Here is a 23,397-nt window from a genome sequence, read left to right on the forward strand (position 1 = left end):
CCTAAATCAATATAAATAAAAAAGGCACTGAATTATTTAATTTCTTAAACAATTAGTACCTTATTTATCATGCTATTTTATTCCATTATATATATTATATTTATAAGTTCCTCATTTTTCAACGAGATTTTCCCTGTTTTTTCCCGAGTTTTTCCTTAATTTTTCCCGATATTTTCTGGACTCTTTTTAGCAATATCTCAAAGCCACTGCAAATTTGTCTAATGACTTATTTACCACTGTGTAATATGTATTTTTCGTTATAGAATATTCTTTTAAAATACCTTCTAAATCAAACTGCTCTTTTTCAGTAAAATACTTTCTTTCAATTATTGCTTTACTCCTGTTGTCTAATAAATCAAGAACCCCTTCAATCAGCATAATCTTATTATTAATTTCTTCGTTTTTAATTGCAATCTTCTCTACAACACTATTATTTAATGATTTACTTGTAACTATATCCCATCTAGTTGGTGTTCCTAATCCTGCTGCATTCTCTGCTAACAACCAATAAGGATAATTCCTTAAATCATTTTCAACTTTTCTTCTCGCTTCTCTTTGGGTCATGGCTTACCCCCCTATACTTTATTCCCTTGCAATAACTAAGCAAGGATGTCCTTGTTTTCTGCAATGTTCATCATCATAGGCATAGCACTCATATATCTCTTCATTTTCCTCTATGCCAACATAATCTTCATCATTGAAATTCTCTAACAACTTTTTTATATGCTTCACTTTTAACATGTTCTTTTTCTCCTGAATATAAGTTTATTTTATATCTCTAAATCTGAAATAAATTGATATTTTGCATTAAACGCAAGTCTCAAGGCTCCAACCCTACCATTACGATTTTTAGCAGTATCAGCCTCTAACACGCCTTTTTCTTCTGAGTCTGGATTATAATATTCATCCCTATATAACAGAATGACTTTATCACTATCTTCTTCAATTGAACCTGATTCTTTAAGGTCTGATAGCAATGGTCTTTTATCTATTCTCAGTTCCACACCCCTGCTTAATTGAGATAGAAGAATAACACATATATTTAATGACTTTGCCATGAGCTTACATTGCCTTGTAATTTCAGCTATTGCCAATCTTTCGTTTTCATTTGTTTTCTTCACTAATAGCAAATGGTCTATTACTAAAAAGTCTAAGCCCTGTTTCATTTTTTGCTGTTTTGCAATATTAAATATTTCAAAGATAGTTAAGTTTGTATCCTCATTAATCCATAGGTTTCTTTGACTTAAGTTATTGGCACTATGTGAAATTTTACTCCAATCGCTATCGTTAAGTTTTCCTCGGTTAATGTAATATCCATCAATCAAGGTATTTCTTGCTATAAGTCGCTTTACCATATCTGTATCACGCATTTCAAACTGAAAGTATAAACCTTTGTTTTCTTTTGCCAAGCCTTGAGCTATTTCTAAAGCAAAGGCTGTTTTACCCATTGATGGTCTAGCCCCTATGGTTACTAATTCACCTTTTTGAAATCCATTTAGGAATCTATCTAAATTTTTAATTCCTGAAGCCATACCTGTAATCTTTCCACCTGCATTATAGGCTTCCTCAATTTCTCCAACGGTCTCAATAATAACCTCTGAAATATGCTTAGGCTTTTTATTATTGTTGTCACTTATCTTCATAGCCTTGTCCGAAAAACTGCTTAAAATATCGCCAACTTTCTCTTTACCTAGGCACGCTTTTTCCATCATTTCTTTCGCAAATTTTATTATTTTTCTTTTATTGCTGCACTCTTTTACAAGCTTGGCGTAATACTTAATTTGGCTATCTTTAAATGTATTCTGGATATTTGTTAGATAGCTTATACCACCATTTTCTTTTATAAATTCGCCTATTTTGCTATATACGCTAACAATTGAAATTGGCTGTTCTTCTTTATATAGTTCAATCATTGCTGTATAAATTTGTTGATGCACTGGTTTATAAAAATCATTAGTATCAAGTTCTATTTCAGATATAGCGTTATTTTTGTTAAAAATTATAGCCAAAATTTCAATTTCAGCATTTATATTTTTCGGTATATTTATGTTTTCCATGGGCTGTTTTCCCCTTATCTTTTAATCTACTACTGCGACTTTACGTCTTACCTGTGTAAAATCACTTTTGTTATTTTTATTTTCATAATTTCCCTCGATGACCTTTGTATAATTACTTTCTTTCAATATCCAATCAAAAGAACAGTTTGTCCATGTTCCGTTTCTCCCTGAAAGAAAATCGCTTTTTTCTACTTTCTGAAATACAGTCTTTATAGCTTCCATGTTTTCCAAGGCTAAGTAAAAGGTTTTTATATTCTTACACCTTGCTTTAGTCTTTTTAAGAACCATAGGAAGGGATTTACAAGTGTTATTATAAATTTTAATTATTTCGTCATAAGGAACTTTATCATCTTTTTCATTTTCTTCTTTAGGGTTTTTGATATATATATTATTAGTATTATTAATATTAGTATTATTAGGGTAAAAATTTTTTACTTCTAGAGGTAAAGATTTTTTACTTCTAGAAGTAAAATTTTTTAACTTCTCAGGTAAAATTTCTTTACTCGATGAATTGATATACTCTGGTGTTTTTATATACTCACCATCATTTAAAATCATCCCTAGATATAACATCTTTGGAATACCTCTTCCTCTGTTTTTTTCATATAAAAGATTTACTTCCCTTAATTCTTTAAATATTTTAATTATGGTCGGCTTACTTACTCTTATTAGCTCTGCTGCTTGCTCTCGGCTAAATAGAAAATAGATATTATTACTATCATCTATCCACCCATTTGCAACTGATAATCTAAGACGATCCTTTAAGATAGCATAAAGGACGCAGGCATCATTGCTAAGGTTTGCATATCTTTTAAGCAAATATAATTCCTGTGGCAATTGATAAAATCTATAAGAATCCACATGTGTAAGCTGAAAATATTGAAATTCGCTCATGATAATGTCCTCTTTCTAATAAGCTTCATGTTCATAACATAAAGTCTATATCTTGTTTTCTTAACATATTTTTGGTATCATGAAGCTACGATGTTGCGAGCATCGTAGCTAATTAGGTTGGTCTTATACTAGGGTTTAAATCCTAGTATAAGTTTTCCAAGTGTTTCTCTATCTACTTGGAATTCTATCTTATAATCTAACTTTTTAATCTATCTGCTAATTATAATCAAAATCTTCTGCTTTTCTTAAGACATAGTCCTTATAAGAACTACCTTCATAAATATCTAAGATATAATCCTCTCTAGCTATAACTGTACATAGATTAAGATTTCCCATAAATATATCTATAAAAATATTAGCTTTATCATCAAATTCACGTTTGACAACTTCTATACGAGAAACTATTTTCTGTGAAAATCTATTTCCATTGACGCTTACTTGTACTGATTGTCCAATCTCAAAGCTATGTACTTCATCAACCTTCATTTCTACTACTTTAAATAAAACACTCTTGCATTCCATTACTATTCTCCATTCTAAGCTTGAGCTTTTAAAATGTTTAAAACATTATTCAACTTAGTTTTTAAAGCCGCATAATCTTGAAGTAATTCTAGATAATCATTTTTAGGTATCATATCTGAATTTACACTAAGCTTGATTAAAAACTGCTTGTATACTCCACCCCCTTCTGTTTCAACACAATCTAATTTACCATTCTTGCATAAGCTTAAAACTTGTCCATACGGCATACCTGTTGTTTCTGCATATTTCTTTGCTGATACCCATTGAAAATTTACCTTTATATCTTTCATGATTTCTGAAACCTCTTTTCTAATCATTTTAGTGTTTTTATTACCTCTTCTCTAATTGCTTTTATCCTCTTGATTTTTAGTATGCTAATGCTCTTCGTTGCATTTTTGGGATATATCATCAAAAAAAATTTCTATCGGATTATCTAGTTCTAATATCTTAGTTATTGAAATCACTTCATTCAATGAAAATATAGACCGTCCATTAAACTTAGCATTAAGAGTTTGAACACTCATATTAAGCTCATCCGATAATTTTTGCTGAGTATATCCAAGTTCGGTCATTCTGGATTTAATCTTATTAATCTGCACTCCTTCACCATCCTTCGTTGCATTTTTAGGACAACTTCATTATAAAACCTATTTTTTAAAAAAACAAGTCATTTATGCAATATTTTTTAGGTTTTTTATTATTTTTGTTGCATTTATGAAAAAATATTTTATAATTAAGATAGTCAGTACATTAAAAAGTTAGAGTAAGGCGGTTTAAATAATGAATGAAAATGAACTCAAACAGATAATCGAAAGGATTAAGAATAGAAGAATTGAACTTGGACTTTCATATCAAGATATGCAGGATGCAACTGGAATAAGTAAATCTACTTGGCAGAGATATGAAACAGGATTTATAAAGAACCTTGGAATTGATAAGCTAGATATTGTCGCTAAAATACTACAAACAACCCCATCATATCTTATGGGATGGGATACTGATAAAAAAGCTGAAATAGATACTTCAGGAATTCATACTATAGCTGCTCACTTTGAAGGAGAAGACTTTACAGAAGCTGATAAAGAAGATATAGAAAACTTCATAAAATTTGTTCTTTCAAAAAAGGATAAGAAGAAGTAACTTTTATAACTGGAGGTACTAATGCATACAAAAGAATTATTTGACGAAGTACAAAAGGAAAATATTTATATTCATGAAATGGATTTTAAAGGTGACCTTAAAGGTCTGTATAGTGATGGTGTCATTGCACTTGACCGTAATTTAAAAACTGATGCAGAGATAAGCTGCATTTTATCTGAGGAGCTTGGGCATCATTATACAACCTATGGAGACATTGTTGGCAAAAAGGATATACAGAGCATTAAACAAGAAAAAAGAGCTAGAAGATGGGCTTATGAAAGATTAATAGGTATTAATTCAATATTAAAAGCCTGTGAAGCTGGTACTCGTAATCTTTATGAAATGGCTGACTATTTATGTGTTACAGAAGAGTTTTTACAAGATAGTCTAGATTATTACAAACAAAAGTATGGAATTATGCTTCAATTAGACTCTTACATAGTTTATTTTGAACCTAGCTTAGTTATATTCCAAAAAAAATATAGCGAAATTAGGTTTTAATATAAATAAAACCAAGGAGGTATAATATGGCTGTTAAAACCAATTATGCAAAAAATGGAACAAACTATTACAGAATAACTGCTTCTGTAGGAAAGGATAGTAATGGAAAATTAATCAGGAAAGAATTCTATGGAAAATCAAAAAAGGATGCTGAAGAAAAAAGAGATGAGTATTTGAATGGGCTTGGAAATGGACTAAACCATGACTATGAAAAAACTACTCTAGGAACACTTATAAAAACATGGCTTTATGAAGTTGTGAGAATATCAAACAAAATCAAGCCTACCACCTTTTCACGTTATGAAGGTGTATTTAGAAATTACATAGAAACAAGCGAGTTATACAGCTTGAGATTAGGCACAATTAAATCTATACAAATTCAAAGGTACTATAACAATCTCTATGATTCAGGCAAAACTACTAGCAGCATAAAATATCTTAACAAGTTGATGAAACAATTTTTCAACTATGCTGTGGATGGTGGCTATATGCTTAAAAATCCTTGTGATGGTAAAAAGATAGTTATACCTGGAGAAGTTAAAAGTGAAACTGAAGATGAACTAGAATATTTTAGTGGTGAAGAAATAGAAAAATTAAAGTTAGCTGCTAATGATCATAGCTTAAAGGGATTAATTTTAGTTGCTCTTGGCACTGGCTTAAGACGTGGTGAACTTCTTGGAATGGATTGGTCTGATATTGATAAAGAAAACCTTACAATATCCATTGAAAGAACTGTTATAAAAACCTATATAATAGATTCTGATGGAAGTAGAGTAAGAAAAAATATAGTTCAAATTCCAAAGACTAAAACATCAATAAGGACTGTATCCTTTCCTGAAAAGCTACTTTCTATTTTTGAGGAGGTTAAAGCAAAGCAAGATGAATATAAAGCTAGGTTTCCAGAATCCTTTGCCGAAAATGAATTTGATTTTGTATTCACTTCCTCAACAGGCAATTTACTAGATTCAACTAACATATCTCATTCTTGGGACAACCTTTTAGAAAAAAATAATATCCCTCATAAAAAATTTCATGCTTTAAGACATACCTTTGCTACCCAACTTTTCTCCAAGGGAATACCTACAGAAGTTGTAAGTAAACTTTTAGGTCATTCTGATCCTGCACTAACTAGAAAAATATATATCCATGTAATACCTGAGCAAAGAGTCTCCTCTATCGCAATCCTAAATGAATTATTTTAATGTGGGAATACTGTGGGAAAATTTTAAAATGTACTCTACATTAAGGATTTTATTTAGCGTTTTCTATGTCCCATCGAAAACTTGTGTGGGAAAAGTGTGGGAAAATCTCATTTTTAGCCCTTCAAAATGGCATAAAAAAAGCCCGCAAACCGTTGCTATCAGCAGTTTGCAGACAATTTGGTGACCCCTAGGAGAATCGAACTCCTGATTCCACCGTGAGAGGGTGGCGTCTTGACCGCTTGACCAAGGGGCCTTATCTTTAACACAAGTATTATTATATATTTCACGAAAATTTATGTCAAGATTTTAATAAATTTTCATCATTTTTTCATTATTTTAAGATTTTTATGATAGATTATCATTATTCCGTTCGTAAAATTGCAAGATTTCATATTTTATGAATTTGTGCATTAGATTTCATATTTTACAATTTCATTATTTATATATATTCAAAGTTAAGAAAGTTTACTCATTAAAAAATTCCTATAAATTATTATTCTATGTATATCAATAATAAATTGAAGATAAATATTTATACAATTCATTCTGCAATATTGACTTTGTTTTTTAACATGCTATAATTCCATTAATGATTATTTTTAAAAGGAGCTAACGAAATGGAAAAAGATAAAATTGTTTTAAAAGGCGGTTTTGTTAAAGCCGGTAGAATGTTTAACAGTGATGAAATTTCAAGAGGAACAGGTATCTCAAAAGCTAAAAAGGGGAAAGGTTCATACGATAGAAAAGAAAAACATAAAAAATCACACCGCCAACTATTAGAAGCGATGTGATTTTTTTATTTTTCAATTATGCTGTCTTTTTGCTTTTCTTACTTAGCTTTAATGCACCTACACCAGCTAAAGTAATCATAGCACCTATAGCAAGTAATACTGTCATATCAACATTGGAACCTGTTTGAGGTAAACTTTCTGTAATAGTAGAACCATTTCCCCCACCTACTACAACGCCATTTCCATTTCCACCGTTGTGCTCGTCATCAATCTTTATTGGATTTAATTGTGCTCTAAGATATGATATAATACCATCTCTTATAGCTAGTCCAGTATCAACAGCACCAGTTGCTCCACTAAAGTTATATCCGTCTCCACCTGTAAACATAAAATCATTAGTAGTTACAGTATATTCTTTAGCCATATCTAACGGTGTTCCATCTTCAAGAGTTAATGCAGTGATTCTGTCACCAAAAGGTCTAGTTAAATCAACAGTAGCAATTACTCCTGAGTATTGAACAGATCCTATAGACGTGTTACCTATACCATTTTCTAGGGCTTTCTTTATTCCTGCACCTGTTAATTTCATATTTACAAAAGTATTATCAAATGGCATAACAGTATATAAATCACCTACTGTTATATCACCTTGAGCGATTGGAGCTCTTAAGCCACCACCATTTGTTATCGCTATTTGTGTATTTGTAATTTTTCTCATGATATCTGTTGTCCATTTTCCTAAAACAGAAACACCTTCTTTAATCTTATCATGAGATAATTCAATATCTGTGTACCCAATTTTTTCACCTAAAATTGGTTGTAATTCAGTATTATATTTATCTACAACTGTTTTAATAGTTGTATCTTCAGCAATAGTAGCTTTTCTTGCTGCTAAGTTGTCGATAGTTGGTGTAACAGCAACTATTTTATTGCTTGAATCAAATACAAAAGATAATTTAGCAAGATTTCTTCCATTGTAATACCCTTGTACAATTGGAGTTCCATTTACAACTCCTGCAACAGTATTATGAGTATGAGCAGATATTATAGCATCTACACCAGTATTAGCATTTGCTAAGTCTGCTGCTTCTCCTGTTATAGCTTTTGTAGTTGAATTTTGGAACGAACCTAAGTGAGTTAATGCAACAACTGCATCTACAGTTTCGCCTGCTTTACCTGACTTTAAATACTCAGTCCAATATTTTGCACTTACTGCAGGATCTTTAAAATCTAAATTTGAAACATTTTCTGGTTTCGTCTTAAATGCTGTTTCTGGAGTTGTTAAGCCTATGAATGCAATTTTTAATCCATTGACTGCTACAATTTTGTATGGTTTTGCATAAGATACAGGCGCACCTGTAGTTTTATCATAAATATTACTAGCTAAGAATTCTAAGTTACCATCTTTTTCCCATTGACTAAATAAATCTGTTCCCCAATCATATTCATGGTTTCCTATAGCTGAAACTTCTACACCCATCTCCTTAAGCATATCACTTACTGGCTTACCTTTAAGTAAGTTTGATAAAGCGCTTCCTTGATAATTATCTCCAGCTGAAACTACAACTGTGTTTGGATTTGCTGTTTTATATTCTTTTACTGCTGTTACAAGCTTAGAAGCCCCAACATTCTTTCCTTTAGGATCTTCTAATAATGTACCGTGGAAATCATTTATTGATAATATGTCAACATTCTTATAGTTGTTAACTGTAGCTAACATATTGTAAGTAACTGCTGCAACATTAGCAGTTCTACCATCAACTGAAGTTGGGATATTTATTTTTCCAGCATTTATGGCTTTTACAGCTTCTGCTCTAAAAACTGGGTTCCAGTTTGCTCCGATAACTTTCCAGTTATTTTCAAGTTCTGGAGTTATAGTTCCACCTTTAACATTCTTAACGTAGTCACCGATTAACTCTCTTACTCCACCAATTTCTATTTTTACGTCTTTTGCAAGTATAGTAGGCAGAGTATCATTTACTGGATCTGTATATGGTGTTGATTTTAAGCCTGTAATCGGATCTATACTTCCAAAGCTAGATAATTGAGAGGTTGCCCTATAATTGTTTACTGCAATTGTAAATTTATCTCCATCATTTATAGCAGTTCCATCTGCTTTTTTAAGATTTACAATTCTTTCTCCTAATGGTTTTGTTACGTCTACATCATAATTAACCCCAGAGAACATATCGTAGTTATATCCTCTTATCTTTTCGTTAAAAGATAGAGTTAAATCTCCGTCTTTATATGTATTATAGAATTGTGCTGACCATTCCATGTATTGTTTTAACTGTTTACCAGTCATTTCTAACTTATAAAGAGTATTGGCATATTTATATATCAATGAAGTATCGCATTTTCTTATAGTTCCTTCCTTGATGTTAGCTGTGGAACTAAATGCTGCAGCTGCAGAAATATCTGTACCTGCATAATACTTTTGTACATCATTAATTAATTTAATCATTGCTGTTTCTTGTGTTTGAGAAGTTGGAATTCCTTTAATTTCATCAGCAGGAACAAGATCTCCACCTTTTAACGTACCAATAGGTGTTTCTGCATCAGCAATTGCTTCATCATGATAAGATTTTAATGAGGCTTCTAATGTAGCATCAGATACTCCATTTTTTACAGAAATAACATCTGTTTGAACATCCTTAACTCTGTCATTAACCTTAAAAGTTCCATCAGCTTGTTTTGTTACCTTAATGTTTAATTGTGCCAAAGTCTGACCAGTTGGTAGGTTTTCTACAACTTTTACACCATTATATGATACCTGATTATCTTTGGAACCAACTAGCTTATGTTCGTGTGCTGCGATAACTGCATCAACACCTTTACAGGAATTTAATAGATCAACTACACCAGAGCCTACGTAATCATATTCTGCAGTTTCTCCAGCATGGTAAGAAACAACTATTACATCAGCTTTGCCTTTTAACTCAGTAATAGCAGCATTGACTTCATCAACAGGATTTGTTACTTTGCAAGTTTTTAAGTATTCAGAATCCCATCTTGTAATGTTAGGTGTTACAACACCAATAATAGCAACCCTAACACCAGCCTTTTGTATAATCTTATATGGGCTATAGAATCTATTATTGTTCATATCATATAAGTTTGCACATAAAACAGAGGCTGTTGCGTTACTCATTACATGTTGTAACATAGGAACCCCATAATTGAACTCATGGTTACCTAAAGTAATAGCATCATAGCCCATTTCATTAAAGCCTTTAATCATAACTTGTGGATTGCTGTTTAAGGATAATTCAGAAGAATTACCTTGTATAATATCTCCATTATCCACTAAGATAGTATTTGGATTTCTTAACTGATTTACCTTTGTAGAAATTTGAGTTAAACTCCCCGTTGTATCTGTTGCATTCAGTGCGTAATCATATGGCATGAATTTACCATGTAGGTCACTTGTCGCTAGGATTTGTATGTTCACCGTTTCAGTTTCTGCATTTGCAATAACTGTTGATAAGTTTATAGGTGTTAAAATCGTCGCGAACATTGCTACTGCAGCAACCTTAGAAATAAAACCTTTTAACATTTTATTCAAAATATCCACCCTTTCATCTTGTTATTCTCTGCTTTATTATACATCTTCTCTGTAAATATTTCATCAATTTCTTGTTAAAAATTATACATTTTATTGATATTAATGCAAATTTACATACCTTTATTTGTTATTTTATCAATAATTATTAAATTCAATTTCCCCACACCTTTTATTGGCACCCTATATACTTAAAATAACTTTATGCAAATTGCGAGTTATATAATCTATAATACGGTCCTTTTCTGCTCATAAGTTCTTCATGCGTACCTTCTTCTTCAACACCATTATCTGTTATTACTACGATTCTCTTAGCCTTTTTAATAGTTGCTAACCTATGGGCAATAATAAATGTTGTCCTATTTTTAGATAGTTCTTCAATTGAGTTTTGGATAATTGCTTCACTATTATTATCTAAAGAAGACGTAGCCTCATCAAGTATTAGAATTGGTGGATTCTTCAAAAACATTCTTGCTATTGATAGTCTTTGTTTTTGCCCTCCAGACAGTTTTACTCCTCTTTCACCTATATAAGTATCATAGCCATTTTCCATTGTCATTATAAATTCATGGGCATTAGCCAATCTTGCTGCTGTTTCAATTTCCTTATCACTAGCATCAAGATTTCCATAAGCTATATTTTCCTTAATAGTTCCTGCAAATAAAAATACATCCTGTTGAACTATTCCTATATTTTTTCTTAGTGATTCTATTGTATAATCCTTTATATCTAGCTCATCAATAGTTATATTTCCACTATCAATATCGTAGAATCTTGGAATAAGACTACATAATGTGGATTTTCCTGCTCCAGAAGGTCCAACTATTGCAACGGTTTCCCCTGCTTTCACTTCTAAGTTTATATTTGACAATACTTCTTTGGAAGATTCATAGCTAAAGGTTACATCTTTAAAAGTTACTGCACCTGAGAAATGCTTTGCTTCTATTGCATTTTCTTTTTCCTTTATGTCTGACTTTACACTTAAAAGTTCTTGGAATCTTTTAAAACCTGCCATTCCCTTTTGATATTGTTCTATAAAATTAGCTAGCCTCTTTATTGGTTGAGTAAACTGTCCAACATACATTAGATATGCTACAAGGTCACCTATTACAATTTCACTTTTAGCTACGAAATAGCCACCAGCAATTAAAGTTATCGCAGTAGCCATATTGGTAAAGAAATTTATTCCTGCCCCAAATCCTCCTAAGTATTTCATGGATTGCCCTCTTAGGACTTTAAATTTATAATTACCTTTATCAAACTTCTTTATTTCGAATTCTTCATTAGTAAAAGATTTTACTACTCTAATCCCACTAATACTATCTTCTATATCTTCATTAACTTCAGCCATATTTTCTTTTGTTGCCCTGAAGTTTTTTCTCATTTTTTTATTATACTTCACAGCAAAGTAAGCCATAAATGGAATAATTAAATATGTTATTATTGTAAGTTTGACACTTATAGTACATAGATAAATAAATGATCCTATTACCATTACAATTGATATAAATAAATCCTCTGGTCCATGATGGGCAAGCTCTGTAATTTCATTTAAATCATTTACTATTCTTGACATTAAGTTTCCTGTTTTATTGTTATCAAAATAACTTATAGGAAGCTTTTGAATATGAGAAAAAGTGTCCTTTCTCATATCGTATTCCATTCTAACACCTAAAAGATGTCCCCAATAACCAACAATGTACTCCATAAAAGTTCTTACTATGTATAAAACAATAAGAACGATTCCGAAAACAAAGATTTTTTGTATCTCTTTATTTGGTATTACATCATTAATAAATGTCCTTGTAATCATAGGATAAACAAGGTCTGTTATTGAAATTAGAAATGCACATATAAGATCTACTATAAATATCTTTTTATGCGGCTTATAATAATGAATAAATTGTTTAATCAAAACTCTTTCCTCCTTTGTACTTAAAAATTATAATTTTTAAGAATATTGTTTTTCACAATGGTCTAATTAAAGAAATTCAGATCCTTTAGTCCTTAACATTATAGTATATAATTAGGCATCTTTCCATAAAACATCTCTCTTTTATATCAGTTCTTATGAACTAATATGCAAAAGCTGCCTTAAATTATTTAGTTAATCTTTTCTTTCATAAAATTAGACAAAAAAATAACACCTACAAGTTACTGAACTTTGTAAGCATCATTTTCTTGTATTTTTCTATTTTAACTTCTTCATCATTTCAACCTCGTCAGTTGTTGGAGTTTCTTTACTATATCTAGCCTTTTCATATAAACTTGTTGCATCATTTATAGATATATCAAATTGATTAGTTATGTTTTTTTCAATTTCTCTTGGAGTACTAGATTTGTTTACCTCTACACCTTTTGCTATAAATGAACTTATCTTTTTATTATAAAGTCTACGAATTTTCTCTTTATTACTTCCTCTATTATTAAACCTGGAAAAAATTTTTCTACTAAAAACTTTTTCTTTTATTTCATCTATGGAAAAAACAGATTCTCTTTCTTCTAGCTTTTTTACTTCTTTATTAAATAAGCTCCTATAAAATTCAAGAATTCTTTTTGCAAGTTGCCAAATAGCTAAAATTACTACTATTGCAAGAAGGATAAAAATAACTGATTCTAAAATTTTTACTATACCTTCCGCAACTTTAGAGGGTTCACTAGTAAAAGTTTCAGAAAGAGTTTTATTTGTTTCATTGGAACTAGTATCAGCTGATTGATTTGTATTCTGTATTGAAGAAGCTCCATTGATTTTTGATAACCAGTTAATAAATCCAACCTGAATTTTATCCATAAATACAAAAACCCCACTAAAATAACTAAAAAGCATTAGTAGTACGACAGCTGAAATAATTACTGCAGAAGTAGTTATTTTGAGTTTTTTTATTCTTTCTTTGAACTTATCTTGATATAGAGCTTCCCAAGTCAGCAACTTTAGTGTTTTTTGAAAATATAGATAAACAATAAAGATAATAGAAATTATTATTGCAACTATCATTATAAAATTCATCATGAAATGATCCTTTAACCAAGCAGAGATCAAATACAAAACCACTAAAGCTCCAGCATAGCTAAGTAAAGCACTTATATTGTCGTATCTTACTACCTTCAAAGTTCTTTTATATATGGAAATACAACTACTTATAAAGATAAAAAAGAAATATCCTATCTTTTCTTCTAAATATACTGGTAAAAGAACTAAGCATCCCAATATAATTATAGAAAAGATAATATGAACATATGGTTTTTTATATTTTCTTCTAATAAAATTAGCTATAACTATAGGAATAAACAATAATAACCCTCTGAATATAACTGTAGTATCAGCAATAAGCTGGTGATTAATCAAAGCCATAAAGCTATATGCAGTTAAAAAAATCATTAAATTTTCTGCAATTTCAAAAATTATTGATTTCTTTGTAGCTACATATCCCCAACTTTCATCTGTTGCGATAATCGATATATCTTTAATCATAGTTGTTCACCTCCCATAAAAGAATTCTTCTATCAATAGGTTCTTCAACTCTATTTGTGTTCTTTTGAGGCATTATAAAGGTAACTTGGTTATCCCCTGCTTGCATTAAGTTATATTCCTCAATAATCTCTTTTGTACTGCTATAAGAGATTATTATAATGATTTCATTATGCTTTCCTGCTTCCCTATATGTTCTTAAAAGATTATCTATACTTATTTCACTTCTATCTATGTCAATTCTTGCCAAACTTTCATAAAGTGATGTTAAAGAACTTACATTACCAATAGTGATTTTTTCTAACAGCTTATTGCTTATTATATCTGTACCGTTAGTTCTTAACTCTACTTCTACTCCGTTTTTGCCATAGTCGGAAATTAACGATGCTACTAGAGTTATTGATGCTTCAATTAATTCATCATCATCCCATTCCAATCTTTTTTTACAGTTAAGAAAAATTGTTACTTTCTGTGTAGCTGTGTAATCATACTCATTTACTCTAAGGTCACCAGTCTTTGCTGTGGCATACCAATTTACTTTTTTCAAAGAATCAAAGGGCTCGTAATTTCTTATACATTTTACAAAAAATGGGTCTTCTATAAGATGACGTTTTGTTAAAGCTTCTCCACTTATACTATTAAAATTAATTTGAAATTCTTCTTTTGATAAAAGTTTTGGATAAACATAAAACTCTGTTTCATTTTGAGCTTTTGCTATTAAATGATACTTTGAAAACACATCGCTAGTAGACATATTCAATTCATCAATTCTATAGTAACCTCTTTTTTCAGCTGAAAAACCATATCTATTAGTTACCTTTTCATAGGATTTTAGAAAAACTAAATTCTTTCTATAGTTCTCCTTAGGAATTATATTTATTTCTTCATCTCGAAACCTTAAGCTTCCTGACACTGTGTAGGCTATACTCAACCACCATAAAGGAAGAAGCTTTTTATTTGTAACTGTCTCAACTATTTCTGAGAATTCTCCATTGAAAACCCCCTTATCTTTAAATTTAACAGTTACAAAAAGATTCTTAAAAGCCCACCTACAGTAAAAGTTGCTTTGTAGAGAATATACAAGAAATACAATCAGGACTATTACTATTATCCTCATAATTTCTTTTATCTCTCCTTTATATTTTCCCAATTTTCAGTTGGTACAGAAATCTCGTTTAATATATCTAGAATAAGTACTTTACTATCAACACCTTTATAACGCATAGCATCCTTTAAAATAATCCTATGAGCAAGAACATATGGAGATAGGGTTTTTATATCCTCAGGTGTTACATAATCCCTTCCATCCATTGCTGCATATACCCTAACAGCTTTTACAAGTGCTAAGGTCCCTCTTGGACTTACTCCTAAAAGAATATCACTATGATTTAAGGTTCTATCAATTATACTTAGTATATAATCCTGAAGTTCTTCACAAAGGTATACTTGTTGATATTCTTTAGCAGCTTGTATAATATCCTCTTTTGTACAAACTTCTTCTATAGTATCCATAGGGTTATCTGCCATAAATCTTTGAATTATCTTTTTACCGTCCTCTTTTGTAGGATATCCCATATTAATTTTAACTAGGAATCTATCAATCTGCGCCTCTGGAAGTGGAAAAGTCCCTTGAGTTTCAACTGGATTTTGTGTAGCTATAACAAAAAAAGGAGTATCTAGCTTATGTGTTACTCCGTCAATTGAAACTTGTCTCTCTTCCATTGCCTCAAGTAAACTTCCTTGTGTTCTAGGTGTTGCTCTATTAATTTCATCTGCTAATAAAATATTAGTGAAAATCGGTCCTCTTCTTAATACGAACTCTGAAAGCTTTTGATTATAATAGTTTATCCCTGTGATATCTGAAGGAAGTAAGTCTGGAGTAAATTGAACTCTTTTAAAATCTCCACCAATGGACTTTGCCAGAGTTTTAGCCATAACAGTCTTTCCTGTTCCAGGTACATCTTCTAAAAGTGCATGCCCTCCAGCTATTACAGTTGTAATTAAGATATCAATTATTTCATCTTTTCCAATTATCACTTTGCCAACATTTTCTTTTATTTTATCTCTTATTTCTTTTATTTTCAAAGTCTTCACCCTTTCATATGTATAGTCTAAATAACTTTATGAGGTATTGTTTTTTAAGTTTATATACACTTTAATGAAGTTTCTTTTTCCTTTGGCTATAGATATATCTCCAGTTAAGAAAAAATATTAATACTTTATAGTTGCCTCTTTGTGTTTATCTCTATAACTACTTATATTATATCGTAATGGTTTTCAAAAATGAATTCTTAAGATATCTTCTTATTGACTTTCGTATAAATTACCAATAACACCTAGCTCAATTAACTTTCTACACAAAATTCACTTCTATAAGAAAAAAATAAAAGCCCATAATTTGAGTGAACCTCAACTATGAGCTTTTACCTTATGTTCATTCTTCTTTATTAATTTAATATAAAAAATACATATATACCTTTATACCACTACAAATATATCTTTTTTACCATAACTTAGCTATTATTTAGGCTAAGTTTATTTTTATTTACTAATTACTTAAGTTAAATAGATATTGATCTGCACTTGAATTAGCAGTACTAGTATCTTGAGCTATATTTGCTACTCCACTGTCACCAGCTTCAGCTATAGTTTCTATGGATTTTTCTAATACTAAGCTATAACTATTTGTGGATGATGAACCATCAACAATACTCTTTATGTAGTCTATGCCAAGTTCTACTCCATCTTGGAATATTATTCTGTCCAAAGAAGATGTGCCACCATTGAAATAATCCTGTATCCTTACACTATCATTTGTTCCACTAATAGATAATATAAGAGAATTATCATCCTTTGATGCTATTATGTTTTCTACATTAACGCCATCCATTTTTAAGATATCTGTTTCCGTATCATTTTCGGATGTATAATTATTTATTGTATCTTGTCCATAACCTACTTTAAATATGTATGTGTCATTTCCACTTCCACCAAATAAACTATCATCACCAGAGCCTCCGTCTAGATAATCAGTTCCATCATCTCCGAATAATTTATCATTTCCATTCTTACCTTGGATTATGTCATCTCCGCCTTTGCCCATTAGTATAGTATTAAAATCATCAAATCCAGTTAAATTTTCCCCTGCATCTGTTCCTTCAATAGCTTCCAACATCGCTATTTCCTTTGTTTTAGTGATATCCCACTCTACATTATTTTCAAATACTATTTTGTTCACTGCGTATGATCCGTAATTGAAATATCCTTGAATTGTTACTTTATCATTTGTATCTTTTATAGTCAGTATGAGATCATCATTTTCCCTTAAAACCTTCACTTCTTCAGGCATTATTCCAACCATCTTTAATACATCTATATCACTACTATTAGTTCCTGAATCATAATTTTCTATTCTCTCTTCTCCATAGCCTTTTCTAAATATATATGTATCATTTCCATAGGAACCTATTAAATGATCATTTCCTTGTTCTCCATCTAAAATGTCATTTCCAATTCCACCAGTTAAACTATCATCACCATCTCCACCTTTTAGGATGTCATCGCCAGCTCCTCCAGCTAACATATCATTTCCAAGACCACCATCTAAAGTATCGGCATTAGAGCTTCCTGTAATTATATCAGTTCCACCTTTACCCAATACTATATTTTTTAATTCACTAAAGCCAATTATTGTATCAACGTTATCTGTTCCTTCTACAGTTATTGGCATTTCCTTTATTTTTGTAACATCCCATTTAACGTTATCTGCAAAAATGATATTGCTTAGAGCAGCTGAATCATAATTAAAATATCCTTGAATACTTACACTATCATTCTTTTCTTTTACTTTTAGTATAAGATCTTGTCCACTTCTTACAGCAGTTACATCTACTGATTGTATTCCAACCATATTTAATATATCTACTTCTGAATTATTTGCCCCCACATTAAGATTGTTTATAATATCTTGTCCATAATTTTCTTGGAATGTATAGGTGTCATTTCCAAGGCCTCCAACTAAATAATCATTTCCGAGACCTCCATCTAATATGTCATTACCAATACCTGAAACTAAAGAGTCATCTCCTTGCTCACCAAATAATGTGTCATCTCCTTCAGCCCCGTCTAGTGAATCATTTCCTAGTCCTCCGTATAAAGTATCATTTCCTAGTTCTCCTTTTAAGATGTCATTTCCATCATCTCCATACAAGCTATCATCTTCATTTCCGCCTGATAAAATGTCAATTCCATCGTTACCATGTATATTGTCATTTCCAGAACCACCGAATATAGAATCTTTATTGCTACCTCCAGTGATAATATCAGCTCCACCATATCCTTGTATTACATTATCAAGATCATCAAAACCTTGAATTGTATCTATTGCCTCAGTACCTTCTATATATCTTATAATTTCTTTTACCTTGTCTACATCCCATTCTACATTTCCATCAAAAACTATCTTATCTAAAGAATATGTTCCATAATTAAAATATCCTTGAATTGTTAAGCTCTCTTTTGTATCCTTAATTATTAGTATAAGATCTTTGCCTTGTCTTATCACATCTATATCTTCTACTTTTATCCCATCCATTTTTAATATATCTATATCATTAATTGTTGCAGTGTGGTTGTCTATAATATCTTGTCCATATCCTTTTTTGAATATATATATATCATCTCCAATGTCACCACTTAAAGTATCATTTCCACTTCCACCGTTTAAAGTATCATTTCCACTTCCTGCATTTATAGTGTCATTTCCATTTCCACCAACTAAAAGATCATCTCCTTGTCCACCATCCAAAGAGTCGTCTCCGTCTCCACCGTCTAAAACATCATTTCCGCTTCCGCCAGTTAAAATGTCATTTCCACCTTCACCTTTAAAATTATCATTACCGCTATCTCCAAGGATTGTATCAATTCCACCTCTTCCTTCTACTTTGGTATCGAAATCACTATAAGCATTAATCTGATCATCGCCTTCTGTTCCTTCTATTACATTTGCCATAGCCATTTCTTTCACTTTTGTTATGTTCCACTCTGCATCATCAAACTTTATCTTGCTTATAGCACTTGATCCATAGGTAAAATAATCTTGAATTCTAATGCTTTCCTCTGTTTCTTTTATAATCAATACAAGGTCTTGTCCCTCTCTTGTAGCTTTAACTTCTTCTTCTTTTATTCCGTCCATGTCCAATCTATCTAATTCAAAAGCGTTTGTTTCATTAGAGTTAATTATTATATCTTGGCCAAAACCTTTTTTAAATTTGTAGATATCTGTGCCATAGCCTCCAATTAAAGTATCATTTCCTATGCCACCATTTAAAGTATCATCTCCAGCTTCTCCTTTTAATATGTCATTTCCAATACCGCCAAGTAAGCTATCATTTCCTGTTCCTCCAAGTAAGCTATCATTTCCCATACCACCGATTAAAGTGTCATTTCCACCTTTTCCATTTAAAATATCAATTCCAGCTCCACCATCTAAGGTATCATTATTGTCACTTCCTGTAACCTCATCATCTCCACCCTTCGCTACTATTTTATTATTAAAATCACTGTAGCCTTGGATTATATCTCTTCCTTCAGTTCCTTCTATAGTAGTAGCCATTGCTACTTGTCTAGTCTTTTCTATATCCCACTCTACATTTCCATCAAATATTATTTTCTTTAAAGCAGATGAATCATAATTAAAATACCCTTGAACTTTTACATATTCACCAGTTTCCCTTATACCTAATATAAGGTTTTGACCTTGTCTTGATACCCTTACATCACTCTCTTTAAGGCCTTCCATCTTTAATATATCTACTTCTGTAATATCATTTGATGTATTTGAATTATTTATGATATCTTGTCTAAAGCCTTGTTTAAATATGTAAGTATCATTACCGTTACCACCTTCTAAAATGTCATAACCACTTCCACCAATTAAAATATCATTTCCATCTCCACCTTTTAATGTATCGTTATCGTATCCGCCGTTTAATAAATCATTTCCAGTTCCACCATCTAAATTATCAATTCCAGCTCCGCCTTCTAAAGAGTCATCGCCAACTCCAGCAACTATAATGTCATTTCCATTTCCTCCGTATAACTCATCCTTATAATTGCTTCCTGTAATATTATCGTCACCATCATATCCTTTTATTATATTGTTAAAATCACTATAACCAACCAATGTATCATTTACTTCTGTTCCTTCTATAGCACTTAACATAGCCTTTTCTTTTGTTTTTGCTATATCCCATTCTACATTTCCTTCGAATACGATTTTATCTATAGCAGATGAACCATAGTTAAAATAATCCTTGATTTTTACACCTTCACCAGTTTCTTTGACAAATATTCTAAGATCTTGTCCTTCTCTCACTGCCTTAACTTCGTCTTCAGTTATACCAAGCATCTTTAATGTATCTATTTCCGAAATATTATCTTCTAAAGTAGAGTTAATTATAGTATCTTCTCTGTATCCTTTTTTGAATATGTAAATGTCATTACCAGATCCACCTTCTAAAATATCAGTTCCGGCTCCACCTTCTAGAATGTCATTTCCTCCAAGACTCTTTAATGTATCATCTCCAAGTCCTCCATATAATGTATCAGAACCTTCTGTTCCAATTAAGGTGTCATTACCATCTAAAGGACTACTTCCTCTTTCTTGAACAACAATAGCGTTTACTTTTGCTGCATCCCATTCTACATCATCAAAAACCATTTTTCCCAAAGAATATGATCCACCCTTAAAATAATTCTGAATTCTTACACTATCATTAGTTTCTTTTATAATTAGTAAAAGATCATCGCTTTCTCTTACTGCTTTCACTTCAGATTCTTTAATTCCTATCATTTTCAATATATCTACTGAGTTACTCCCACTTGGAACAGAATTATTTATAGTATCTTCTCCATAGCCTCTTCTAAATATATAAGTATCAACTCCATAACCTCCGTATAAAAAGTCATTCCCTGTTCCACCGTCTAAAATATCATTTCCGGTCTCTGTTCCTAAAGGATTTACACTTTCTCCGTACAATTTATCATTTCCAGCTCCGCCATATAATTCATCATCACCAATTCCGCCCAATAATATGTCATCATCATTTTCTCCTCTTAATGTATCACTTCCAGAAGATCCACTTAAAGTATCATTACCAGTTCCACCATAAAACACATCGTCACCATTGTTACCTGATATTGTGTCCTCTCCGCCTTTACCATTTACTATAGTATTGAAATTACTGAAAGCTACTATTTTATCGATTTCTTCTGTTCCTTCAATGGTACTTAACATAGCTTTTTCCTTTGCTTTAGTAACATCCCACTCTACATCATCAAAAACCATTTTTCCCAAAGAATATGATCCACCCTTAAAATAATTCTGAATTCTTACACTATCATTAGTTTCTTTTATAATTAGTAAAAGATCATCGCTTTCTCTTACTGCTTTCACTTCAGATTCTTTAATTCCTATCATTTTCAATATATCTACTGAGTTACTCCCACTTGGAACAGAATTATTTATAGTATCTTCTCCATAGCCTCTTTTGAATATATAAGTATCAACTCCATAGCCTCCATATAAAAAGTCATTCCCTGTTCCACCGTCTAAAATATCATTTCCAGTCTCTGTTCCTAAAGGATTTACACTTTCTCCGTACAATTTATCATTTCCAGCTCCGCCATATAATTCATCATCACCAATTCCGCCCAATAATATGTCATCATCATTTTCTCCTCTTAATGTATCACTTCCAGAAGATCCACTTAAAGTATCATTACCAGTTCCACCATAAAACACATCGTCACCATTGTTACCTGATATTGTGTCCTCTCCGCCTTTACCATTTACTATAGTATTGAAATTACTGAAAGCTACTATTTTATCGATTTCTTCTGTTCCTTCAATGGTACTTAACATAGCTTTTTCCTTTGCTTTAGTAACATCCCACTCTACATCATCAAAAACCATTTTTCCCAAAGAATATGATCCACCCTTAAAATAATTCTGAATTCTTACACTATCATTAGTTTCTTTTATAATTAGTAAAAGATCATCGCTTTCTCTTACTGCTTTCACTTCAGATTCTTTAATTCCTATCATTTTCAATATATCTACTGAGTTACTCCCACTTGGAACAGAATTATTTATAGTATCTTCTCCATAGCCTCTTTTGAATATATAAGTATCAACTCCATAACCTCCATATAAAAAGTCATTCCCCGTTCCACCGTCTAAAATATCATTTCCAATTTCCGTTCCTGAAGGATTTACACTTTCTCCGTACAATTTATCATTTCCAGCTCCGCCATATAAATCGTCATTTCCTAATCCACCACTTAATTTATCATCTCCATCTCCACCATATAAAAGATCATTGCCATTAATACCTGTGATTATATCGTCTCCACCTTTACCTATTACTACAGTATTAGTACTAGCTATACCACTTATCGTATTATTTGCTTCTGTTCCTTCCACAGTTGTTCTTAAAACCATTTTATTTGTCTTGGCTACATCCCATGCAACATTTCCATCAAAGATTATTTTCTCTAAGGAATAGGTTCCATTATTAAAGTATCCTTTTACTACCATTTTGTCATTTGTATATTTTATATTTAATATAAGATCTTGTCCATCTCTTACTGCATATACTTCTTCTTCCCTTATTCCAACCATCTTTAAAGTGTCTATTTCAGTAGTATCATTTATTTCTGTGAAATTATTTATAATATCTTGTCCATAACCCTTTTGAAATATATATGTATCACTACCAATGCCACCTTCTAATGTATCATTTCCTTCTCCACCGTATATAGTGTCGTCTCCACCTGCTCCGTGTAAAATATCATCTCCACCATTTCCATATATCTCTTCATTATAATACTCTCCTAGATATATATCAGCCGTAGGACTTCCAAAGTAACCTCCAGTCGTGCTTGGTGGTAGTGCCTCAAAACTTTGTTGATTAGTTATATTTTCATCCATTTTTTTATTCCTCCCATTAATTTAAAACTTAATTACTTAAGATAATACACCTTTTATCCACTATGATACTTTTGAGTATTCAGCATGAGCGTATGTAATATTTTTGATAGAATTATATATTAATGCATTTTTAGAACTTTTTCAACAATTATCTATACTTGTTTATACTTTTGTAATAAATTCACTTATATTAAACGTTACTAATTAAATATATAAAAAATAAAAGCTTATATCTTGGCTTTTATTTTCTCCAAGATTAAGCTTTTATTTTTTAGTCTAAGAAGTTAATCTTAGAACCCATTGATATTTGTTTATAATAAGAACTAC

17 protein-coding genes and 1 tRNA gene are annotated in these 23,397 nt (G+C 31.1%); 4 read left to right on the plus strand and 14 right to left on the minus strand.

Going from position 1 to position 23,397, the window contains the following annotated elements:
• Positions 1–186 precede the first annotated feature (186 nt).
• From CLOCEL_RS12240 to CLOCEL_RS12265, 7 genes are all read right to left on the minus strand, one after another.
• A complete protein-coding gene (locus tag CLOCEL_RS12240) occupies positions 187–564 on the minus strand; it encodes an ArpU family phage packaging/lysis transcriptional regulator (protein WP_010074675.1) in 378 nt (125 codons plus the stop codon).
• A gap of 18 nt (positions 565–582) precedes the next feature.
• Positions 583–741, minus strand: coding sequence for a hypothetical protein (locus tag CLOCEL_RS23135; RefSeq protein ID WP_010074676.1), 159 nt, complete (start codon positions 739–741; stop codon positions 583–585).
• Positions 742–770: 29 nt separating this feature from the next.
• Positions 771–2,057 carry a replicative DNA helicase gene (locus tag CLOCEL_RS12245; RefSeq protein ID WP_010074677.1) on the minus strand — a complete coding sequence of 429 codons (1,287 nt, stop codon included), beginning with the start codon at positions 2,055–2,057 and terminating at the stop codon, positions 771–773.
• A 21-nt stretch (positions 2,058–2,078) separates the two neighbouring features.
• Positions 2,079–2,951 carry a replication initiator protein A gene (locus CLOCEL_RS12250; protein ID WP_010074678.1) on the minus strand — a complete coding sequence of 291 codons (873 nt, stop codon included), beginning with the start codon at positions 2,949–2,951 and terminating at the stop codon, positions 2,079–2,081.
• Positions 2,952–3,167: 216 nt separating this feature from the next.
• Complete coding sequence (locus CLOCEL_RS12255) at positions 3,168–3,473, minus strand: hypothetical protein (RefSeq protein ID WP_010074679.1); 306 nt, start codon at positions 3,471–3,473, stop codon at positions 3,168–3,170.
• Between the two features lie 14 nt (positions 3,474–3,487).
• Complete coding sequence (locus CLOCEL_RS12260; RefSeq protein ID WP_010074680.1) at positions 3,488–3,790, minus strand: hypothetical protein; 303 nt, start codon at positions 3,788–3,790, stop codon at positions 3,488–3,490.
• A 57-nt stretch (positions 3,791–3,847) separates the two neighbouring features.
• On the minus strand, positions 3,848–4,045 hold the full coding sequence (locus CLOCEL_RS12265; RefSeq protein ID WP_242655156.1) for a helix-turn-helix transcriptional regulator: 198 nt from the start codon (positions 4,043–4,045) through the stop codon (positions 3,848–3,850).
• A gap of 208 nt (positions 4,046–4,253) precedes the next feature.
• On the opposite strand from CLOCEL_RS12265, the gene CLOCEL_RS12270 reads away from it, so the two are divergent.
• From CLOCEL_RS12270 to CLOCEL_RS12280, 3 genes are read left to right on the plus strand one after another with little or no spacing between them, the layout of a single operon-like run.
• Positions 4,254–4,613 carry a helix-turn-helix domain-containing protein gene (locus CLOCEL_RS12270; RefSeq protein WP_010074682.1) on the plus strand — a complete coding sequence of 120 codons (360 nt, stop codon included), beginning with the start codon at positions 4,254–4,256 and terminating at the stop codon, positions 4,611–4,613.
• Positions 4,614–4,634: 21 nt separating this feature from the next.
• Entirely contained in the window at positions 4,635–5,114 is a 480-nt protein-coding gene (locus CLOCEL_RS12275) for an ImmA/IrrE family metallo-endopeptidase (protein ID WP_010074683.1), read from the plus strand.
• A 26-nt stretch (positions 5,115–5,140) separates the two neighbouring features.
• The gene (locus CLOCEL_RS12280) at positions 5,141–6,316 is read left to right on the plus strand and encodes a tyrosine-type recombinase/integrase (protein ID WP_010074684.1); all 1,176 of its coding nucleotides are present in this window, start codon (positions 5,141–5,143) and stop codon (positions 6,314–6,316) included.
• 178 nt (positions 6,317–6,494) lie between these two features.
• On the opposite strand, the gene CLOCEL_RS12285 is transcribed toward CLOCEL_RS12280, so the two are convergent.
• Positions 6,495–6,569: transfer RNA gene (locus tag CLOCEL_RS12285), tRNA-Glu, on the minus strand.
• A 364-nt stretch (positions 6,570–6,933) separates the two neighbouring features.
• On the opposite strand from CLOCEL_RS12285, the gene CLOCEL_RS23140 reads away from it, so the two are divergent.
• Positions 6,934–7,107, plus strand: a complete 174-nt coding sequence (locus CLOCEL_RS23140) for a hypothetical protein (protein ID WP_010074686.1) — start codon at positions 6,934–6,936, stop codon at positions 7,105–7,107.
• Positions 7,108–7,123: 16 nt separating this feature from the next.
• Here the strand turns inward: CLOCEL_RS23140 and CLOCEL_RS12290 are convergent, their stop codons facing one another.
• From CLOCEL_RS12290 to CLOCEL_RS23535, 6 genes are all read right to left on the minus strand, one after another.
• Complete coding sequence (locus CLOCEL_RS12290; protein WP_010074687.1) at positions 7,124–10,603, minus strand: multifunctional 2',3'-cyclic-nucleotide 2'-phosphodiesterase/3'-nucleotidase/5'-nucleotidase; 3,480 nt, start codon at positions 10,601–10,603, stop codon at positions 7,124–7,126.
• Positions 10,604–10,811: 208 nt separating this feature from the next.
• Entirely contained in the window at positions 10,812–12,524 is a 1,713-nt protein-coding gene (locus CLOCEL_RS12295) for an ABC transporter ATP-binding protein (protein ID WP_010074688.1), read from the minus strand.
• A 276-nt stretch (positions 12,525–12,800) separates the two neighbouring features.
• Positions 12,801–14,081 (minus strand): hypothetical protein, encoded by a 1,281-nt coding sequence (locus CLOCEL_RS12300; protein ID WP_010074689.1) that lies wholly within the window; start codon positions 14,079–14,081, stop codon positions 12,801–12,803.
• Positions 14,074–15,195 (minus strand): DUF58 domain-containing protein, encoded by a 1,122-nt coding sequence (locus tag CLOCEL_RS12305; protein ID WP_013291762.1) that lies wholly within the window; start codon positions 15,193–15,195, stop codon positions 14,074–14,076. Before CLOCEL_RS12305 ends, CLOCEL_RS12300 begins: the two co-directional genes overlap by 8 nt.
• Positions 15,196–15,203: 8 nt before the next feature.
• Complete coding sequence (locus tag CLOCEL_RS12310) at positions 15,204–16,163, minus strand: AAA family ATPase (RefSeq protein WP_010074691.1); 960 nt, start codon at positions 16,161–16,163, stop codon at positions 15,204–15,206.
• A gap of 463 nt (positions 16,164–16,626) precedes the next feature.
• On the minus strand, positions 16,627–23,070 hold the full coding sequence (locus tag CLOCEL_RS23535) for a calcium-binding protein (protein ID WP_013291763.1): 6,444 nt from the start codon (positions 23,068–23,070) through the stop codon (positions 16,627–16,629).
• Positions 23,071–23,397: the final 327 nt, after the last annotated feature.

The organism is Clostridium cellulovorans 743B (genome assembly GCF_000145275.1).
Classification (GTDB): Bacteria; Bacillota; Clostridia; order Clostridiales; family Clostridiaceae; genus Clostridium_K; species Clostridium_K cellulovorans.

Coding starts and splice junctions, on each gene's coding strand:
- CLOCEL_RS12240 (WP_010074675.1), bottom strand. CDS start 564: ATGACCCAAAGAGAAGCGAGAAGAAAAGTTGAAAATGATTTAAGGAAT.
- CLOCEL_RS23135 (WP_010074676.1), bottom strand. CDS start 741: ATGTTAAAAGTGAAGCATATAAAAAAGTTGTTAGAGAATTTCAATGAT.
- CLOCEL_RS12245 (WP_010074677.1), bottom strand. CDS start 2,057: ATGGAAAACATAAATATACCGAAAAATATAAATGCTGAAATTGAAATT.
- CLOCEL_RS12250 (WP_010074678.1), bottom strand. CDS start 2,951: ATGAGCGAATTTCAATATTTTCAGCTTACACATGTGGATTCTTATAGA.
- CLOCEL_RS12255 (WP_010074679.1), bottom strand. CDS start 3,473: ATGGAATGCAAGAGTGTTTTATTTAAAGTAGTAGAAATGAAGGTTGAT.
- CLOCEL_RS12260 (WP_010074680.1), bottom strand. CDS start 3,790: ATGATTAGAAAAGAGGTTTCAGAAATCATGAAAGATATAAAGGTAAAT.
- CLOCEL_RS12265 (WP_242655156.1), bottom strand. CDS start 4,045: ATGACCGAACTTGGATATACTCAGCAAAAATTATCGGATGAGCTTAAT.
- CLOCEL_RS12270 (WP_010074682.1), top strand. CDS start 4,254: ATGAATGAAAATGAACTCAAACAGATAATCGAAAGGATTAAGAATAGA.
- CLOCEL_RS12275 (WP_010074683.1), top strand. CDS start 4,635: ATGCATACAAAAGAATTATTTGACGAAGTACAAAAGGAAAATATTTAT.
- CLOCEL_RS12280 (WP_010074684.1), top strand. CDS start 5,141: ATGGCTGTTAAAACCAATTATGCAAAAAATGGAACAAACTATTACAGA.
- CLOCEL_RS23140 (WP_010074686.1), top strand. CDS start 6,934: ATGGAAAAAGATAAAATTGTTTTAAAAGGCGGTTTTGTTAAAGCCGGT.
- CLOCEL_RS12290 (WP_010074687.1), bottom strand. CDS start 10,603: ATGTTAAAAGGTTTTATTTCTAAGGTTGCTGCAGTAGCAATGTTCGCG.
- CLOCEL_RS12300 (WP_010074689.1), bottom strand. CDS start 14,081: ATGATTAAAGATATATCGATTATCGCAACAGATGAAAGTTGGGGATAT.
- CLOCEL_RS12305 (WP_013291762.1), bottom strand. CDS start 15,195: ATGAGGATAATAGTAATAGTCCTGATTGTATTTCTTGTATATTCTCTA.
- CLOCEL_RS23535 (WP_013291763.1), bottom strand. CDS start 23,070: ATGGATGAAAATATAACTAATCAACAAAGTTTTGAGGCACTACCACCA.